The sequence below is a fragment of the Streptomyces sp. NPDC090442 genome (assembly GCF_044769405.1).
Classification (GTDB): domain Bacteria; phylum Actinomycetota; class Actinomycetes; order Streptomycetales; family Streptomycetaceae; genus Streptomyces.
In genome coordinates, this window is sequence record NZ_JBIVXW010000050.1 from 52,278 (window position 1) to 69,805 (window position 17,528).

Below are 17,528 nucleotides of genomic sequence, written 5' to 3' on the forward strand. Positions count from 1 at the left end.
TCGGTGGGGTGGCGGGGCGGTCCGGCCCGGGCCCCGTCGCGGAGCCGGACCCGGAACCGGCCGCCGCAGCGGTGTCGGCCGCCGCAGCGGTCGGGGCCGCCGGCTCCGTCGTGCGCTCAGCCACGGTCGGCCGCCAGCCGGTAACCGGCGCCGCGCACCGTGGTGATCGAGCGCCGGCCGAACGGCGCGTCGATCTTCCGCCGCAGCGCGCTGATGTAGACCTCGATGATGTTCGGGTCGCCGTCGTACGCGAAGTCCCAGACGTGCTCCAGCATTTCCGCCTTGGAGACCACGTGGCCGGAGCGCGACGCCAGGTACTCCAGGACGGCGAACTCCTTGGCGGTGAGGGTGATTTCGACCTCGCCGCGGGTGCAGCGGTGGCGGTTCGGATCCAGGGCGAGGTCGCCGATCCGGATCACGGGGCTGCCGCCGCGGGTCCGGCGGCGCAGCAACGCCCGGACGCGGGCCAGCAGGACCACGTAGGAGAACGGCTTGGTGAGGTAGTCGTCGGCGCCGGTGTCCAGGCCCTCCGCCTCGTCGTACTCGCCGTCCTTGGCGGTCAGCATCAGGATCGGCGTCTCGTCGCCGGCCGCCCGCAGGGCCGCGCAGAGGCGGTAGCCGTTCATCCCGGGCAGCATGATGTCCAGGATGAGCAGGTCGTAGCCCTGGTTGGTGGCCAGGTGCAGCCCCTCGCGGCCGTCGTGTGCCACGTCCACGGCGAAGCCCTCGGCAGCCAGCCCCTTGGCCAGGGTGGTGGCGAGGCGCTTCTCGTCCTCCACGATCAACAAGCGCATGCCGTCAGCCTGCCAGACGCTTCCTGAAGCGCGCTTCAGGAACCTTCAGGCCCGCTTCAGGCACCGGACGGCACGGTGGTGCACGTTCCGACCCGCCGCCCGGCCGGCCCCAACCGGCCGCCGTACTCAGGAGGTTCCCATGGCTCCCACCCGCTTCCACCGCGCGCTCACCGGCCGCCGCCGTTGGCTCGCGGCCGGCGCCGCCGTGGCCGTGCTCGCCGCGGGCGGCACCGCGGTCGCGGTCGCCGCCACCGACGGCGCGACCGCCCCGGCCGCCCAGAACGCGTCCAGCGCCGCGGCCGATACGGCGGCCGGCACCACCGCCGACAACACGGCCGGCACCGGCTCGGGTACGGCGTCCACCACCCCGTACGACGGCCAGCAGCGGGCCGTCGACGTCGCGCGCCGCACCGTGCCGGGTGGCCGCGTCGTCTCGGTGGAGCCGGACCACGAGCACGGCGTCCGCGTCTGGGAGGTGGAGCTCCGCACCGGCAACGGCGTCGAGCACGAGGTCGACGTCAACCGGGCCAACGGCACGGTGGTCAGCCACTCCGTCGACCACGACGACGACCACGGTCCCGACGCCCAGCACGACGACGACTGAGACCACTGAGACGGCCGCGACGACCGAGATGGTCGAGATGACCGAAAAGAGCACCGGCAGGGCGGCCGGATGACGACCGTACGGCGGCCGGAATGACCGCCCGGCCGGCGCACCCTGGGCGCGGTGCGCCGGCCGGGCCCCGATCCGGAGGGGGCGCGGCAGTCAATCTCCTTCGCCCCGCTCGGAGTTGAAGGACAACCGGGGTCGAGGCCCCACCGGCGACGATCGTCTCGCCTGGACGTGCCACACCCCTCGTGTGTTAAGAAAGCGTCAATAAGGACGCCGGAAGAACACACCGAGGGGTGGAGAACGCGTGACGGGGCGAGAGCTGCCCGAGGAGTTTTTGGACGGGTATGCGGGGGTCCTCTCCGATGTCGCGCAGACCGGGCGGCGGCTGAACCGCGATGAGCTCCAGGCGCGTCGTGCCGCCGGCGAGCGGGCCGCCGAGGCCGGGCACAGCCTGCGGGACCTGGTCAATGCGCACCTCGCGGTGACCCGGGCGGCCTGGCCGCGGTCCGCCTCGGCGCCGACCGACAGCGTCCTGGCCGCGCTCGCCCAGGCCGTGGACGCGCTGGCCGGCGGCTACGAGCGGGCGCAGCACCTCGCGGTGCGGCAGGAGGAGGCCACGCGCCGGGAGTTCATCGACGACCTGCTCTACGGGGGCAGCGATCTGGGCCGGCTGGCGGAGCGGGCGGAACGTTTCGGGCTGCGGCTGTCGCACGCCCACGCCGTCGCGGTGGCCGAGGGGTCCGAGGCGTACGCGGAGGCGGATCCGGTGGCCCGGCGGGTGCAGCGGGCCCTGGTGGGGCGGTTCGGGGACCGGCAGTTGCTGCTCACCACCAAGGAGGGCCGGCTGATCTGCATCGCGCCGGGCGACGCGGCCGAGGTGCTGGAGTGCTTCGCGCGGGAGACGCAGCAGGCCATCGGCGGGGTGCGGGTGGCGGTGGGCCGGACGCACGGCGGCGCCGGGGGCATCGTGCAGTCCTACGAGGAGGCGCTCAACGCGCTGGAGCTGGCCGAGCGGATGGGGCTGGGCGACCCCGTGCTGTACGCCGCGGACCTGCTGGTCTATCCGGTGCTCACGCGGGACCGGCAGGCCATGGCCGATCTGGTGCGCAGCACGCTGGGCCCGCTGCGGGAGGCGCGCGGCGGTGCCGGGCCGCTGTTGGAGACGCTGGCCGTGTACTTCGACTCGGGGTGCATAGCGGCGGAGGCCGCGCGACGGCTGTCGCTGAGCGTACGGGCGCTGACGTACCGGCTGGCGCGGGTGCACCAGCTCACCGGGGCCGATCCGGCCGATCCGGTGCACCGCTACACCCTGCACACCGCCGTGATCGGCGCCCGGCTGCTGGACTGGCCGGCCCAGGAGTTGTGACCGCGGCGACCGCCGGGGGGCTCAGCGGCGGTGGAGGATGTCGAGGACCACGAGGGCGAAGCCGACCAGGGCTGCGAGGCCGCTGCCGACGCCGTAGCCGAGCACCCGGTGGTTCTCGGCGCGCAGCAGTTCCTCCTCGGACTTGGCGGAGAGGACGAAGACGCCGCCCTCGACGGGGGCGCCCAGTGCCAGGCGGCCGCCGGCGTCGCTGGCCTCGCCGAGCACGTAGGTGCGGCTGCCGGGGCGGACGATCCACTCCTCCCGGCGGTAGCCGATGGTGCCGTCGCCGCCGCCGAGGTCGAGGCTGACCGGGCCGAGGGTGAGGCGGTTGCCGTTGCCGGTGTGCGGTTCGAACCGGTCCAGGACCTTCTCCGCGCCGATGAACTCCTCGTTGCCGGGCCGGACCACCATCCGGCCGGTGCCGTCCTCGACGAAGAACGCGGTGGTGCTGGAGTTCTGCGCGACCACCTCGGTGCCGGTGCGGCGCCTGCGGCTGCTGCCGGTGCCGTTCCGATAGGACTCCTCGTACCTGCGGGTGATCCTGTGCCGGTGCCAGACGCACTCCTGGTTCTCCAACTCGGAGCGGAGCACGCCGCTCTCGTGCGGGAGCGCCTGGCCGACCACCTCGCAGCGGTGACGGAAGTGCCCCGGGCCGGCCGCCTCCGCGGCGGCCTCGTGCAGTGCCCTGAGCTCGCGGACCGGGAGGGTCTCGGTGCTCTCCATGGCGCGGGCCCGGGTGTTCGCCGTCCGGGCCAGGTACGCGCAGCACGCCGCCACGACCAGACCGACCAAACCCACCCAGATCATGACGCTGTCCCTCCGTCCCGTTGTGCACTCGACCGCGCGACCCTACCCGGGGCGACCGAGGGGTGGGCAACGCGGGGACGGGCCGGCGGCGTTCCCCGGGCCCAGGGCCCTGGCAGGCTCACCGCAGGGCCGTGCCCCATCGCCCACGAGCCAGGCCGAAGGCCGCGGAGGTGGCCGCCAGCCAGCCCAGTTCGAGCACCGCGGCATGCGCCGGGGCGATCGTCGCCGACCAGCCGGCACCGCGGGCCACGCCCTCGAAGACCACGCGGTTGACGCTCAGGAAGGCGAGGTGAGTGCCGATCGCCGTCCAGAGCGGCGCGGGGCCGGGGACGGTCCGGGCGGCGACCAGGGTGAGGCCGAAGGCGCCGAGTTGGACGAGGTAGCCGAGCGGGTCCCGGCCACCGGGGGCGAGGCCCAGGAGTGGGGGCGGGTCGCCGAACAGCGGGGCGACCCCGGCCTGGACGACGGTGACGGCCGCCGGGACGGCCAGGAAGACCAGGGTCGTGCCCAGCGCCGGGAGCGCGCCGCCGAACCGGGCGCGCAGCGCCGCCCAGGTGTAGCCGCGCAGGGCGGTCTCCTCCGGCAGCGCCTCCAGCAGCAGCGCGACGGGGGCGTTGCGGACGAGGAAGGCGAGCAGCGCCGGTGGGTCCGGCGTTGCCCACCGGACCCACCCGGCCGCGGTGCCCGCCCCGAGGACCACCGCGGCGCAGCAGGTGGTGACGATCAACCCGTGCAGGAAGGCCCGGAGCGCGCCGCGTCCAGGGCCAAGTCCCAGCTCGGGCAGGGGGGTTGCGGCCCGCTGACGGGCGTGTACGGCGAGTACGGCGGGGACCGCCAGGGCGCTCACCAGGGCGGCGCGGAGCAACTCCCCGGCGTACCCGCCCGCGCCCAGGGAGCGGGCGAGTTCCGGGCCGGCGGCGTTGCCGGCGCCCAGGGCGCTGGCCATCAGCGCGCCGCCGAGGAGCGCCCGACCGCACGCCTGCCGCGCGGGGCCGGCGGTGGATGTGCTGTTGCTGTCGCGGGAGGTCGTGGTAGTCACGGCCCACATGTGCCCCCGGCCCCCGGGGGCGCACTCGGGGTTACCCCGGCCGCGCGGCGAAACCGTTCCGCGGGAGGAGCCGCCCCGTCCTCCGCTGCGCCGATCGATCCAGGCGGCTGGGCACAACGGCGTACCCGGCCGGACGTACCACCGCGCCCGGCCGGGCCGCCGCAGGAGGCGGTCCGACCGGGCGCGTCAACGGGCCCTGGTGGGCGGGCGATTCGGGCCGGGACTCAGGCCGCGCCGTGCTCCTTGCGGCGCCGGAGGGCGAAGAAGGTGCCGGTGGCGCCGGCCGCGACCGCGGCCGCGGCGATCCCGACGGGCAGCACCGGGAAGCCGGAACCGCCGTCCACGGCCGCGGTGTTCTGCATCGCCGGGCCGGGCGTGATGCTGGTGTGGACCGGCTTGACCGGGCGGATCGGGCCGACGGACTTGACCGAGCCGTCGGAGTTGAGCAGCACCTGCTTGCCGTTGGGGTGCCGGAAGTCGAACATCCCGCTCAGCGCGCCGGCGCGGGCGTCGAAGGAGGCGTCACCGATCCGGCCGAGGCGCCAGTTGTCCTCGACGAACTTGATGATCGAGGTCTGCTCGGTGGCGGTGTGGTCGATGTGGTTGGTCCTGCTGTACGGGGAGATAACGAGCAGCGGCTGGCGGGTGCCCGGGCCGCAGCGGTCCTGGTATCCGCCGGTGGGCGCCGGGCCCGACTGGCAGGCCGGGCCGTCGGTGGACTTGCCGTTGGACCCGGCCGCGGTGTCCTTGGAGCCGTTGGCGGGCTTGGCGAAGACGTGGTCGTACCAGCCGTCGGAGTCGTCGTAGGCGACGACGACGGCGGTGTCCTTCCACTGCGGCGCCTGCTGGATGCGGTTGATCTGGTCGACGAGGAAGTGCTGTTCGTCGATCGGGTCGGAGTTGCCGGCGTGGCCGTCCTGGTAGGCGGGGGCCTTGAGGAAACTGACGGCCGGCAGCTTGCCGGCGCGCAGCGCGGCGTCGAAGTCGGTCAGGTCGTAGTTGTGGTTGGCCCGTCCGGCGTGGCCGATCTCGTCGACGCTCTTGGGCGGCAGGTGGTGCGGGTTGGCCGTGGACCTGTAGTACTGGAACGGGGCGTGGTGCGGGCTGTAGTCGACGACCGCCGCTCCCCCGACGTTGGCGTGGGTGGTGCCGCCGCACTTGGCGTAGTGCCCCTGCTTGCCGTCCCAGGGGGTGCTAGGGCGGAAGCCGCCCTGGAACCAACCCCAGCTCACGTTGCGGGAGTTGAGCAGGTCGCCGATGTTGCGGCCCTGCATGGCGGCGAGCGCGCTCTTGCCGGTGTGGTCCTTGCTGGAGCAGTCGTCGTAGGCCGGGTCCGGGTCGCTGATCATGGTGCCGACGCCCTTGGCGTCGGGCGAGTGGACGACGGAACCGTCCGGCTTGGGCGTCTGCTTGGGGTTCTCGGTGCCCGAGGCCGGGTCGGTGGAGATCACGCCGTGGGTGTTGCCGGAGGCCAGGTTGATCGCGCCGGGCGAGGAGGGGCCGTAGACCGAGCCGAAGGAGTGGTCGTTGAGGGCGTAGTGCTGGGCGTAGTTCCACAGGCCGGTGACGGTGTTGCCGTCGTAGTAGTCCATCACCAGTCCGGGCTCGCCGAAGAGGCCGCCGGAGCACTTGCCGGAGTCGGTGTTCTGGACGAACTTGTCGGCCTTGCCGGCGTTGTAGGCGTACTGCTCGGGGCCGTACTCGTGGTTCTGGTCGCAGGTCATGGCCTGCTGCGGGGTGAGCCGCTTGGGGAGGTACTGGTTGGGGTTGTGCTTGAGCAGCCCGGCGGTGCGCAGGTTGTCGATGTCCCGCGGGGTCTTCGGGGAGGGGGTGAACTTCGTCCCGTCGGCGTTGGTGGCCTGGGGGTAGGTGGCGAAGTAGTGGTCGAACGAGATGTTCTCGTCGAAGAGGACCACCACGTGCTTGATGGGGGTGGCGGTTCCGGTGGGACCGGGGTGCGGGCCGCCGGCGGCCAGGGCGGGTGTTCCCCCGCCGAGCGCGGCGAGCGCCATGGCTCCGGTGACGGCCCCCAGGGTCCGTATCACTCTCGTCTTTCCCCTCTTGGCCATCTTGGTCCTCATCCTCCGGGCTGTTCGTGGTCGCTGCGTACGGCCGGATGGTGTGCCGGGCGGGCGGCGGCGGGGCAGAGCCATGATGGCGCGGGGATGAACACCGGGTCAGGTATCCCGGGGCAAACCTTGACCGTGTGTTGACCGTTGGCCTGGGCTCCGTCGGTGCCCCCGTTGTACGCGAGCGGTGGGTGGTTCACCAGGTGGCGGGGCCGGACTACGGGGCGAGGAGGGCCCGGCCGTACCAGTCGTCGCGGTCCCGTACGCCCGGCAGCGCGAAGAAGTAGCCGCCGCCGAACGGCGTGACGTAGTCGACCAACGGCTCCCCCGCCAGCCGGCGCTGGACGGTCTCGAACTGGCGGGCCAGGTCCTGTTGGTAGCAGCAGAAGAGCAGGCCCATGTCGAGGTTGCCGTTGGCGTCGGTGCCGCGGTCGTAGTTGTAGGCGCGGCGCAGCAGGCGCTGGTCGGCGGTGTCGGTGGTGCGGGGGTTGGCCTTGCGGATGTGGCTGTCCAGGGGGATGACGTCGCCCTTGGGGTCGCCCGGGTAATCGGGGGCGTCGTGCTCGTCGTTGCCGTCGAGCGGGGCGCCGGTCTCCCGGGCGCGGCCGAACATCCGCTCCTGTTCGGTCAGCGAGACCCGGTCCCAGAACTCCACCAGCATCCGGATCAGTCGGACGACCTGGTAGCTGCCGCCGACCGCCCAGTCCGGCTCGCCACCGCCCCTGTTGACCCAGACCAGGTCCCGCATCTCGCGGGTCGATCCGGGGTCGGGGTTGGCGGTGCCGTCCTTGAAACCGAAGAGGTTGCGGGGGGTGCCGGTGGGCCGGGGCGGGCTGGCGAAGCCGTCCAGCCGCCAGCGGACCTGGAGGGCGCCGCGGGTGTGCCGGGTGAGGTCGCGCAGCGCGTGCAGCACGGTGTCGGTGTCGTCGGCGCAGAGTTGGAGGCTGAGGTCGCCGTGGCACCAGTCCGCTTGGAGGTCGTCGTCGGGGAAGGTGGGCATGGCGGTCAGCCGACGGGGGGCGCGGGGGCGCAGCCCGAACCGGTCGTCGAAGAGCGAGGAGCCGACGCCGACGGTCACCGCAAGTGCGCCGGGCGGGAGTTGGGGGCCGAGTATGCCGGAGTCGGCGGGCGGTCCGGTGACGCCGAGCGGCTCGGGGGTGCCGCCGCCGGTCAGGAAGCGGGCCCGTTCGGTGAGGGTGCGCAGCAGGTCGGCGAGGTCCCGGCGGCCCTCGGCGGTGACGTCGAGGGCGATGAACGCGGTGACCCGGCGGGGCGGGGTGAGGACGGCCGCCTGGTGCGGGCCGTGGAAGGGGACGGGGGGCGCGGCGCCCGGGAGTTGACCGGCGCCCGGCAGCGGCGGCTGCGGGACGGGACCTTCGGTGTACGGGGCGCGGGCCGACGCGGCGCCGCCGGCGGCGGCGATTCCCGCCCCGCCGGCCACGAGTCCCCCGGCGCCGGCCAGGGCGGCCCCGCGCAGGAAACCGCGCCGGCCGACGCGGGGCCGCCGCGCGTCCCGCGTACCGTCGTCGCCCGTGCCGTGGGCTCCGTTGGCGCCGTGTCCGGCCTTGCTCACACCGTCCTCCGCGGATCGCACAGGGTGGCCACCGGGGCCAGCCGTTCCACCAGGTCGCCCACGGCCGCGTTGGTCCGCTGCCGCTCGGGGCGGCTCAGGCCGTCGAGCGGGGTCCAGCGGCCGCCTCGCCGGAAGCCGTCGAGGAGTCGCCCGGTACGGTCCAACGCGGCCTCCAGGGCGGGCAGTTCGGGGTAGCGCGGGACGAGCAGGGGGCGCAGCCGGGCGAGCACGGCGCGGGTGCCGTCGAGGTTGGCGCGGGCGGTGGCGAGGTTGCTGCCGCTGCCGTAGTCGGTGCGGCCGGTCAGCTCGAACTGCGCGGTGTTCTCCAGGATTTCGTGGGCGCGCAGGCCGAGCGCCGCCGGGTCCATCCGGGCCTGGGCCCAGTCGTCGCGCAGCGCGCGCACCGCGTCGGCGAGCGCGGCGGCCGGCGCCCGCAGCCCGGTGACGGACTCGCCGTGCCACAGGCCGTGTTCGAGGCGGTGGAAGCCGGCGAAGGCAGGGTCGTGGACGCCGCCGGCCAGCCCGGCGGTGGTCCCGTTGATCTTCTTGTCCGCGTCGCCGAACTCCCCGTAGGCGGCGCCCAGTCGCTCGTACGTCAGATGGGCGGGCAGCCAGGCGGAGCGGGCCGCGGCCGGGTCGCCGGTGGCGACGGCGGCGCTGAGGGCGGCGGTCTGCCGGGCGAGGGTGTCGAGGCCGCCGGCGACCCACTTCTGGTAGTCGAGCGCCGGGCCGATCAGGTCGTGTTGGGTGATCGGCACCGCGGCCGGACCGCCGCGGCCGGGGCCGGCGATGCGGACGGTGGGGCCGGTGACCGCGCTGGCGTCGTCGGGCAGGCAGGTGAACGCGTAGGCGCCCGGGCCGAGTCGGACCTGGAGGTGGCGGGTGGTGCCGGGGCCGATGCCCTCCACCTCGCCGTAGACGGGTCCGCCGCCGGCGCCGCGGAGGTAGCTCTCGGCCGGCTGGCTGGAGCCGTTGTGGAGGTCGAAGACCTGGAGGCCGGGGCGGGGGTGCTGCCAACCGCGGCCGCAGGCGCCCGGATCGACCTCGACGGTGGTGTGCGGGAGGCCGTCGGCGGTCACCGGGCCGGCGCCGGTGGTCAGCGCGACCGCGGTCACCGCGCCGGCGATCAACAGCGCGCCGCCGGGGGCCCAGACGCGCGGCGACCGCAGCCGCCGCAGGTCGGCTCGTGGCACGGGGCCTCCTCGGGCGTTCGGGAGCGGTGGCTGCGGATGGGAGGGCCGGCGGCCGCTCCGCCTCACATGCTAGGCAGCCGCGACACCCCCGAACATCCTTCCGGCGGGCCGTAAACCAAGAGTTTCCGCTGCCTTCACCGTCCCGTAGGGCGGCGCGGCCGGCCGACGGACCGACCGGTTCCGCACGCCCCACCCCCGCCCACGACCAGGCCCCGCACAAGATCCCGCGAGGTTCTCAGCGGGATCCGCCGCACCGGGCAGTGAACCTCCCCCTCCGCATCATCGTCTACAGTCCTGTAGACACTCGCTGGTCAGGGAAGGCGCGCCCCGCGCGCCGGAAGGGCGGAACATGACGATCGGACAGCCGAACGGCACGGCGGTGGCGGCGCCGGAGGGCACCGGACGGTACCGCGGCCCCACCCCGCTGCGGACCAAGGTCCCCGAAGTCACCGCGCTGTTCTGGGTGGTGAAGATCCTCACCACCGGCATGGGCGAGACCGCCTCGGACTACCTGGGCCGGACGCTCGGACCGATACCGGCCGGCGCCCTGGGGTTCACCCTGTTCGCCGTCCTGTTGGTGGCGCAGTTCCGCGCGACCCGCTACCGAGCCGCGCTCTACTGGTCCGCGATCGTCATGGTGAGCGTCTTCGGCACGATGGCCGCCGACGTCGTCCACGTCATCCTCGGGGTCCCGTACCTGGTCTCCACGATCGGCTTCGCGCTGGCCCTGGCCGCCGTCCTGACCGCCTGGTACGCCAGCGAGGGCACGCTCTCCCTGCACAGCGTCCGCACCCGCCGCCGGGAGACGTTCTACTGGGCCACCGTGCTGGCCACCTTCGCCCTGGGCACCGCCGTCGGCGACCTCACCGCCGGCACCCTCGACCTCGGCTATCTGACCTCGGGCGTCGTCTTCGGCGCACTCATCCTGCTGCCCGCGCTCGGCGGGCGGTTCCTCGGCCTCAACGCGGTCGCCGCCTTCTGGGGCGCCTACATCCTGACCCGCCCGCTGGGGGCCTCCTTCGCCGACTGGATGGGCGTCCCGGTCAACCGCGGCGGCCTCGGCTGGGGCACCGGGCCGGTCACGCTGGCCCTGACCGTGCCCATCGCCCTGCTCGTCGGCTACCTGGCGGTGAGCCGCAAGGACACCCCCGCGGACGCGCGCCACCCCTAGGGCATCTCCGCGCATTCCCCCCGGAGTCCGGCGTCAACGGATCCCCACCAGCACGCAACTGTCGCCGAACTGCCAGACGGGGACGACATGGGCGAAGCCGGCCTCGCGCAGCAGCGCCGTGTGGTCGCTCACCGACAGTCCGTTGTCCGCGGCGCCGTCCCCGTCGCCGGCGACCGGCACGCTCAGCCGGCGGCGGCGCTCGGCCAGCGGCTCGGCCAACTCCGGCTCGGCCGCCACCGCCGCCCACCACGACTCCCAGTCCTCGTGGTCGCCGTCCCGCAACCGCCGGGCCCGGCACCGGCCGACGTGGGCGGCGAGCGCGCCGGCGACCGCCCCGGACTGCGGCAGGTGGTCGCCGTTGACGAGCGCGCCACCGGGCCTCAGCAGGGCGGCGAGTTGGGCGTAGGTGCGGCGCAGCGCGGGCACCGGGAGGTAGTGCAGCGCGGTGGTGGAGACCGCGGCGTCCAGCGGGCGCCCCAGGGACAGCGCCTCGATCCAGCCGTCCGCGCCGATCATCGCGTCGACGTAGCGGGCGGCGGAGGAGTGGTGGGTGCGGGCCAACTCCAGCAGCAGCGGGTCCATGTCGACCCCGATGACCTCGGCGCCCGGCAGCCGCTCCACGAGCCGGGCGGCCAACGAGCCCGGGCCGCAGCCGAGATCGACGACCAGCGGCCGTCGCTGACCCACCGTCACATGCTCGACGACATCGGCGATCACCGTGAACCGCTCCTCGCGGTCGATGGCGTAGCGCCGCTGCTGGCGCTCCCAACGCTCCACCCACCACTCCGCGACGGCCATGCTCAGCCCCATCTGGTCGCACCACCCCTACCGTTTCCCGCTGCGCCACACGATCACCATGAGGCTACAGGTGGAAACGGTTTCCATTACCCGTAGGGTCCCCCTTTCACTCCGGAGGGGCACCGGCCGGCAGGGAACGGCCGCACAACGGTGCGGAACGGGCGCGGTTCGGCGGTCATGTCAGGGAGGCGAGCACGGCCAGCAACCGGTCGATCTCCTCGGGGGTGTTGTAGACGTGCAGGCTCACCCGCACCGAACTGTCGCGCTCCCCCACGCCCGCCTGGCAGTGCCCGTCCGTCCGCACCATGAAGCCGTGGTCGAAGAGGATGAAGCCGAGATCGCTCGCGCCGATGTCGCGGTGCCGGAACGTGACGATCCCGCAGCGCTGTTGGACCGGCGAGGCGACGGCCAGGCTGCGTTGGCACCCCACGACCTCGTAGGCGTCGAGGTGGCGCAGCCCCTCGGTCAGCCGGGCGGCCAGCGCGACCGTCCAGCGCCCGATCCGCTCGGTGCCCGCGGCGTCCAGCCAGTCCAACGCGGCCGCCAGGCCGGCGATCCCGGTGGTGTTGGGGCTGCCGGACCAGCCGCCGGGGCGCAGCTTCGGGCCGCGGGCCTGCCGGGCCCAGACCGCGCCCGAACCGGGCAGCGCCAGCGCCTTGTGGCCGGAGAACACCACGAAGTCCACGTCGAGTTCGGCGACCGAGACCGGCAGATGACCGACGCTCTGCGCGGCGTCCAGGCAGATCGGCACGTCCGGCCCGACCACCCGGCGCAGCAGGTGGACGTTCATGTTGCCGCCGTAGACGTGGTGGACGTGGGTGGCGGCCACGAAACGGGTCCGGGGGCCGACCAGTTGGGCCAGCGCCGCCGGGTCGTAGTCCCCGGACGAGGTCTGGTACGGCAGCTCCCGCACCCGGATCCGCACGCCCTGCCGGTCGAGCAGGTGCCGCGCCTCCAGCCACGGCACGAGGTTGGCCTCGTGGTCGGCGAACGGGACGACGATCTCGTCCCCGTCGGCGAGGAGTTCGGGCAGCCAGTCCCGGGCGACCATCCGCAGCCCCTCGGTGGTCCCGCTGGTGAAGTGGACCGCCGAGCGCACCGGATCCGGGTCGCCGAGGAAGGTCTTGATCCGGTCGCGGACGCCGGCCACCAGGGCGGTGGAGGCGTTGGCCCACGGGTAGGAGCCGCGGCCGGCGTTGGCGTTGGCCGTGGTCAACTGGGCCTGGACGGCGTCCAGTACGGCCTGCGGCTTCTGCGTGGTGGCGGCGCTGTCCAGGTACGTCAGCTCCGGGTTGCCGGTGACGATGGGGAACTGGGCGCGCAGCCCGCGCTGCCACGGGCCCAGCTCCACCAGGGCGGCGTCCGGTCCGTGCGCCGTGCTCGGGGCCATCGCGTCAGTCCCTGACCAGCGGCGCGCCGGCGTCCCGCCAGGCGATGACGCCCCCGGTGAGGCTGCGGACATCGGGATGCCCCATGCGGGTCAGCAGCGCCGCGTAACGGGCGGACTGCTCGCCGACCGGGCAGACCAGCAGCACGGGCTGCCGGGTGCTGAACGGCAGCCCGCCCCGCACCAGTTCGTCGAAGAGCTGGTCCACGATGTTGATCGCCCCCTCGATGTGCAGCGCGGCATAGGCGAACGGGCTGCGCAGGTCGACGACGAGCGGCCGGTCCCGCTCCAGCCACTTCCGCGCGTCCTGGGTGTCGATCACGGGAGCCGCGGCGATCTCGGCGTCCGTCAGGTCGGCCGGGTCGTTGCGGCGCACCGGCTGCCGGAAGAGGTCGGGCCGGCGCCGCTTGGTGTAGCTGAGATAGCTCTCGATCCGGTCACAGACGATGAACACGGCTGATCTGCGCGCCACTTCCGCACCGGCGGCCCGTTCCGCCGTCAACTGGTCGTCGATCTCCCGGAGGTGACGCACCGTCCCGTAATACGCGGCGCCGCCGGTGGGGCCGGCCAGGATGCCGCAGCGCCGGGCCAGCGCCAGCATCCCCTCGATGGCCTCGTCGGAGCCGACCGACTCCACGGTGTCGTACGTCGCCGGGTCGAACAGGCCCACCTCGTGGACCTCGTCGAGGGTCCGGATGCCGGGGATGAAGTCGGACTTGGCGGCGACCAGCCCCACCACCCGCACCCGGGGGTCGTGCTCGCGCAGCACCCGGGCCACCCCGGTGGACGAGCCGGCGGTGCCCACGCAGGCGACGAAGTAGTCGGGGGCCCGGCCGTCCAGGTCCTTGACGATCTCCGGGCCGGTGCCGGTGGCGTGCGCCTCGGTGTTGCGGGAGTTGAAGTACTGGTCGGTGTGGAGGTAGCTGGTGCCGGGTGCGGACAGCTCCCGGTGGAAGAGGGTGAGCGGGTCCTCGGTGTTGGTGGGGTCAAGGCACTCACTCTGCCCGGGCAGCTCCTCGATCTCCGCGCCCAGCAGCAGGAGCAGGTCCTTGACCTCCGGTATCCGCATGCGGTTGGTCACGCTCTTGAAGGGGAGCCCGTGCATCCCCGCGATCACCGCCAGCGCCTTGGCGGTGTTGCCGCTGGACAGCTCCACGACCTGACTGCCGTGCTCCACCGCCTCGGCCAGGCCCGGCCGCGCCATGTTCCAGGCCGCGCGGTCCTTCACCGATCCGAAGGGGTTGAGCAGTTCCAGCTTGGCGTACAGGTCGATGTGGCGCAGACCGTGCACGGCCGGATCGATCCGCACCAGCGGGGTGTTCCCGATGGCCTCGGTGATGCTCTCGTACCTCATCGCTCTCCCCCTGGACGTGTGATCGGCCAGAACTGCTCGTCGAGGCACCAGCGCCAGGACCCGTCCTCCTCCCATGCGGCGACCTTGCGCGCGACGGGCTGGTGCTGCGCGCGACTGGTCTGGAAGTCCATGCAGTAGCCGGCGGTGTTGGCGAACGCCAACAGCTCGCCGGGGCGGGGCAGTCGGGGCAGGAACACCATCCGGCGGGTGATCAGGTCGGCTTCCAGGCACAGGCTGCCCGCCAGATAGACCCCCGCCGCGGGGCCGTCGTCGCCCCGCGTGACGCGGACGCCGTCCCGCCCCAGCAGCACCGGGTCCAGCAGCACCCCGTGCTCCTCCAGCGCGGCGTCGTCGGCCTTCATCGCCAGCCGCACCAGCGGCTCCCCGCTGTCCGTGCGACGCACCTCCAGTACCCGGGCGAGCACCAGCCCGCACTGGTCCACCAGCGCCCGGCCCGGCTCGGTGTAGAGGTCGTAGAGGTTCTCCAGCAGCAGGGTGGCCAGCGAGCGGCCGCCGAACGAGGGGGCCGGCATGGCCAGCAGCTCGTCGAGGTAGCGGGCGCCGGCGACCGGGCGGTGCGCCGGGTAGAGGCCGAGCGCGCCGCGCAGGGTGCCGCCGTCGTTGCGCAGCCCGTAGCCGTGGCCGCGCCAGGTGAGCGGGGGCCGCCGGCCGAGCACGGCGGCGGTCAGTTCGGAGGTGTAGCGCTCCCATTCGGCCGCGTGTGCAAGGTAGTTGACGCCGAAGCCGCCGCCGATGTCCACCGCCCGCGGCCGCAGCCCCCGGGCCCGGCAGGCGTCCATGGCCCGGACGCACCCCTCCAGGGCGCGCGCCTTCTCCTCCGGGCTGGTGGTGTCGAGGTGGTAGCCGACGCCGATCGGCTCCAGCGCGTCCGCGTGCCGCTCGACGGTGTCGAGCACGGCGTCCAACTCCCCCGCCGGGGTGCCGAAGCGGCTGGGCCGGGACAGCACCCGCACGCCGGGCCCGTCGAAGGCGGACAGCCGCAGCACCACCGGTATTCGGGCCAGGTGGTGGGCGCGCACCAGCGCGGCCAGCTCGTCCAACTCGCCGCCGGAGTCGGCGTTGACGGTGACGCCGGTGCGGGCGGCCAGCCACAGGAACTCGCGGTTCTTCGGCCCGGTCGCCATGATGCGGTCCGGGGTGAACCCCGCGCCGAGGGCGTGCTGCAACTCGCCCAACGACGCCACGTCCACCGCCGCGTCGGTCGCCGCGAGCCGCCGCAGCAGCGCGCTGGAGCGGTTCGCCTTGTGCGCGAAGTAGACCCGGCCGCCCAGCCGGTGGGCGCCGTACGCGGCGCGGAACCGCTCGGCGTTCTCCGCGATCTGCTCCGGCAGCACCACGCTCAACGGCGAGCCCAACGCGTCGACGAGCGAGGGGAGGAAGCCGCCCGCGCCGAGCAGCGACGCGAGGCGCCGCTCCAGGCGCGGTTCCAGAGTCAGTGACTCCGGAGACGATGGCACAGCGGCCGCCAAGGGACCCCCCTCGCAGTGGCACGAACTCGACCCGCTCGGTTCGCCGTTAACCACTTCCCGCTCCCGGCGGCCTTTACGCCCGCGCCTCGCCCCCGGCCGGAGTCGGCCCGCCACCCACCGCCCGACCGGCGGCGACGCGCGCCATGGGGCGCCCCGGGCACCGCTCAGAGGCGTACCAGGGAGTTCGGGCCGAGGTCGGCGAGGGTCGGATAGCCGTCCACCGCCATCAGCAGATCGGCCTCGGCGAGCAGCGACCGCAGGACGTGCACCACGCCGTCGGTGCCGGCGAGCGCCAACCCGTAGGCGTACGGCCGACCGACCGCGACCGCGGCGGCGCCGAGGGCGAGCGCCTTGACCACGTCGGTGCCGGAGCGCACCCCGGAGTCGAAGAGCACCGGCAGACCGTCGGCGGCGGCCACCACGCCCGGCAGCGTATCGAGCGCGGGGAGGCCGCCGTCGGCCTGCCGGCCACCGTGGTTGGAGCAGTAGATGCCGTCCGCGCCGCCGTCCCGGGCCCGGCGGACGTCCTCCGGGTGGCTCAGGCCCTTGAGGATCAGCGGCAGTTCGGTCAGCGACCGCAGCCAGGGCAGGTCGTCCCAGGTCAGCGGGTTACGGAAGACGCTGGCGTAGAGCTCGACGGCGGCGGCCGGGTCCTCCTCCGGCGGCTTGCGCAGCCGGGACCGGAAGACCGGGTCGGAGGTGTAGTTGGCCAGGCAGTGGCCGTGCGCCTGGGGTAAGTTGGCGAAGGCCAGATCGCGCGGGCGCCAGCCGAGGGTCCAGGTGTCCAGGGTCACCACGATGCCCTGGAAGCCGGCCGCCTCCGCGCGGCGCACCAGGCTCTCCGCGAACTCCCGGTCGGTCGGGGTGTAGAGCTGGAAGTAGCCGGGGTTGTCCCCGCACTCGGCCGCGACCGCCTCCATCGGGTCGGCGGCGAAGGTCGAGGCGATCATCGGCACACCGGTACGGGCCGCGGCCCGCGCGGCGGCCAGCTCCCCGTGCCCGTCCTGCGCGCAGAAGCTCAGCACCCCGACCGGCGCCATCAGCAGCGGCGACGGCAGCGTCCGGCCGAACAGCTCGACGCTCAGGTCCCGTTGGGCGGCACCGACCAGCATCCGCGGCATCAGTCCCCACCGCGCGAAGGCCGCGACGTTGGCCCGCTGCGTCCGCCCGTCCCCGGCCCCGCCGTCCACGTACGACCAGACGGCCGGCGGCAACGCGGCCTCCGTGCGCGCCGCCAACTCCTCGAACGTCATCGGCAACGCGGGCAGCTCGCCCGCCAGGCCGGCCGCGTAGATCTCCTGCTGGTAGTCGCCGAAGTGCGGCATGTTTGTGCCTCCGGTTCCCTCACCCGATCGTTTACCGCGCATGCGCACGCATGCGCGTTTGTCTGCGAACTCGCGAAGTTACCGATGTTGTTGGGTGGCCGACATGGGCGATCACGCCAGTTCACTGCGTTTGGCTGGCTTCCCACGTTGTCGGCTTTCCCGCCGTGGGGGTTGCTGTCTTTGCGCCTGCGGCGCGGGCTTTGCTCCGCTGCGCGGGGCTGTCGGGGTGCGGTGACGGGCCTTCGGGGGTGGTAGGCCAGACTGCTTCGCTTTACATCTGGCCTACCACCCCCGAAGACCCGCCCCCTCCCGTTGAGGGGTGGTTCTCTCTGGGTGGGGGCTGGCCCGGGTGGTCCTCTGACGGTCATTGCCCGGTTGCTGAGGTCACCTGTCCTCTTACGGTCACCACCCAACCCAGTGGCCCGAGTTGACCCACCGGGTGGACGTAGCAGCCACCGTTTTTACCCACCCCCCACGGGAGGTGACGGGCCGGAGGGGTGGGGGTGCCAGACGTAAAGCGAAGCAGTCTGGCACCCCCAC

14 protein-coding genes are annotated in these 17,528 nt (G+C 73.7%); 3 read left to right on the forward strand and 11 right to left on the reverse strand.

The genetic code is table 11. From position 1 onward, the window contains the following. Positions 1–116 precede the first annotated feature (116 nt). On the reverse strand, positions 117–794 hold the full coding sequence (locus tag ACIQU6_RS29880; RefSeq protein ID WP_403484807.1) for a response regulator: 678 nt from the start codon (positions 792–794) through the stop codon (positions 117–119). A gap of 139 nt (positions 795–933) precedes the next feature. On the opposite strand from ACIQU6_RS29880, the gene ACIQU6_RS29885 reads away from it, so the two are divergent. Together ACIQU6_RS29885 and ACIQU6_RS29890 are read left to right on the forward strand one after the other, a co-directional pair. After that, positions 934–1,398 carry a PepSY domain-containing protein gene (locus ACIQU6_RS29885; protein ID WP_403484808.1) on the forward strand — a complete coding sequence of 155 codons (465 nt, stop codon included), beginning with the start codon at positions 934–936 and terminating at the stop codon, positions 1,396–1,398. A 313-nt stretch (positions 1,399–1,711) separates the two neighbouring features. Further along, on the forward strand, positions 1,712–2,773 hold the full coding sequence (locus tag ACIQU6_RS29890) for a PucR family transcriptional regulator (protein WP_403484809.1): 1,062 nt from the start codon (positions 1,712–1,714) through the stop codon (positions 2,771–2,773). Positions 2,774–2,794: 21 nt separating this feature from the next. Here ACIQU6_RS29890 and ACIQU6_RS29895 read toward each other — a convergent pair whose 3' ends face one another. The 5 genes from ACIQU6_RS29895 to ACIQU6_RS29915 all read right to left on the reverse strand — a co-directional run bounded on the left by ACIQU6_RS29895 (position 2,795) and on the right by ACIQU6_RS29915 (position 9,463). Then, on the reverse strand, positions 2,795–3,580 hold the full coding sequence (locus ACIQU6_RS29895) for an E3 ubiquitin ligase family protein (protein ID WP_403484810.1): 786 nt from the start codon (positions 3,578–3,580) through the stop codon (positions 2,795–2,797). Positions 3,581–3,698: 118 nt separating this feature from the next. After that, complete coding sequence (locus ACIQU6_RS29900) at positions 3,699–4,619, reverse strand: hypothetical protein (RefSeq protein ID WP_403484811.1); 921 nt, start codon at positions 4,617–4,619, stop codon at positions 3,699–3,701. Positions 4,620–4,852: 233 nt separating this feature from the next. Then, the gene (locus ACIQU6_RS29905) at positions 4,853–6,697 is read right to left on the reverse strand and encodes a phospholipase C (RefSeq protein ID WP_403484812.1); all 1,845 of its coding nucleotides are present in this window, start codon (positions 6,695–6,697) and stop codon (positions 4,853–4,855) included. Positions 6,698–6,914: 217 nt separating this feature from the next. Beyond that, positions 6,915–8,270: an iron uptake transporter deferrochelatase/peroxidase subunit gene (gene efeB, locus ACIQU6_RS29910; protein WP_403484813.1), complete on the reverse strand. Its 1,356-nt coding sequence runs from the start codon at positions 8,268–8,270 to the stop codon at positions 6,915–6,917. Further along, complete coding sequence (locus ACIQU6_RS29915; protein WP_403484814.1) at positions 8,267–9,463, reverse strand: EfeM/EfeO family lipoprotein; 1,197 nt, start codon at positions 9,461–9,463, stop codon at positions 8,267–8,269. Before ACIQU6_RS29915 ends, efeB begins: the two co-directional genes overlap by 4 nt. Before the next feature lie 349 nt (positions 9,464–9,812). On the opposite strand from ACIQU6_RS29915, the gene ACIQU6_RS29920 reads away from it, so the two are divergent. After that, positions 9,813–10,634, forward strand: a complete 822-nt coding sequence (locus ACIQU6_RS29920; RefSeq protein WP_403484815.1) for a hypothetical protein — start codon at positions 9,813–9,815, stop codon at positions 10,632–10,634. Between the two features lie 33 nt (positions 10,635–10,667). Here the strand turns inward: ACIQU6_RS29920 and ACIQU6_RS29925 are convergent, their stop codons facing one another. The 5 genes from ACIQU6_RS29925 to ACIQU6_RS29945 all read right to left on the reverse strand — a co-directional run bounded on the left by ACIQU6_RS29925 (position 10,668) and on the right by ACIQU6_RS29945 (position 16,988). Then, positions 10,668–11,444, reverse strand: coding sequence for a class I SAM-dependent methyltransferase (locus ACIQU6_RS29925; RefSeq protein ID WP_403484816.1), 777 nt, complete (start codon positions 11,442–11,444; stop codon positions 10,668–10,670). Between the two features lie 163 nt (positions 11,445–11,607). Further along, a complete protein-coding gene (locus ACIQU6_RS29930) occupies positions 11,608–12,822 on the reverse strand; it encodes an aminotransferase class V-fold PLP-dependent enzyme (protein ID WP_403484817.1) in 1,215 nt (404 codons plus the stop codon). A 4-nt stretch (positions 12,823–12,826) separates the two neighbouring features. Next, positions 12,827–14,173 carry a pyridoxal-phosphate dependent enzyme gene (locus tag ACIQU6_RS29935; RefSeq protein WP_403484818.1) on the reverse strand — a complete coding sequence of 449 codons (1,347 nt, stop codon included), beginning with the start codon at positions 14,171–14,173 and terminating at the stop codon, positions 12,827–12,829. Continuing rightward, positions 14,170–15,651 (reverse strand): Y4yA family PLP-dependent enzyme, encoded by a 1,482-nt coding sequence (locus ACIQU6_RS29940; RefSeq protein WP_403484819.1) that lies wholly within the window; start codon positions 15,649–15,651, stop codon positions 14,170–14,172. Before ACIQU6_RS29940 ends, ACIQU6_RS29935 begins: the two co-directional genes overlap by 4 nt. Before the next feature lie 176 nt (positions 15,652–15,827). After that, positions 15,828–16,988: an alpha-hydroxy-acid oxidizing protein gene (locus tag ACIQU6_RS29945; RefSeq protein ID WP_403484820.1), complete on the reverse strand. Its 1,161-nt coding sequence runs from the start codon at positions 16,986–16,988 to the stop codon at positions 15,828–15,830. Positions 16,989–17,528: the final 540 nt, after the last annotated feature.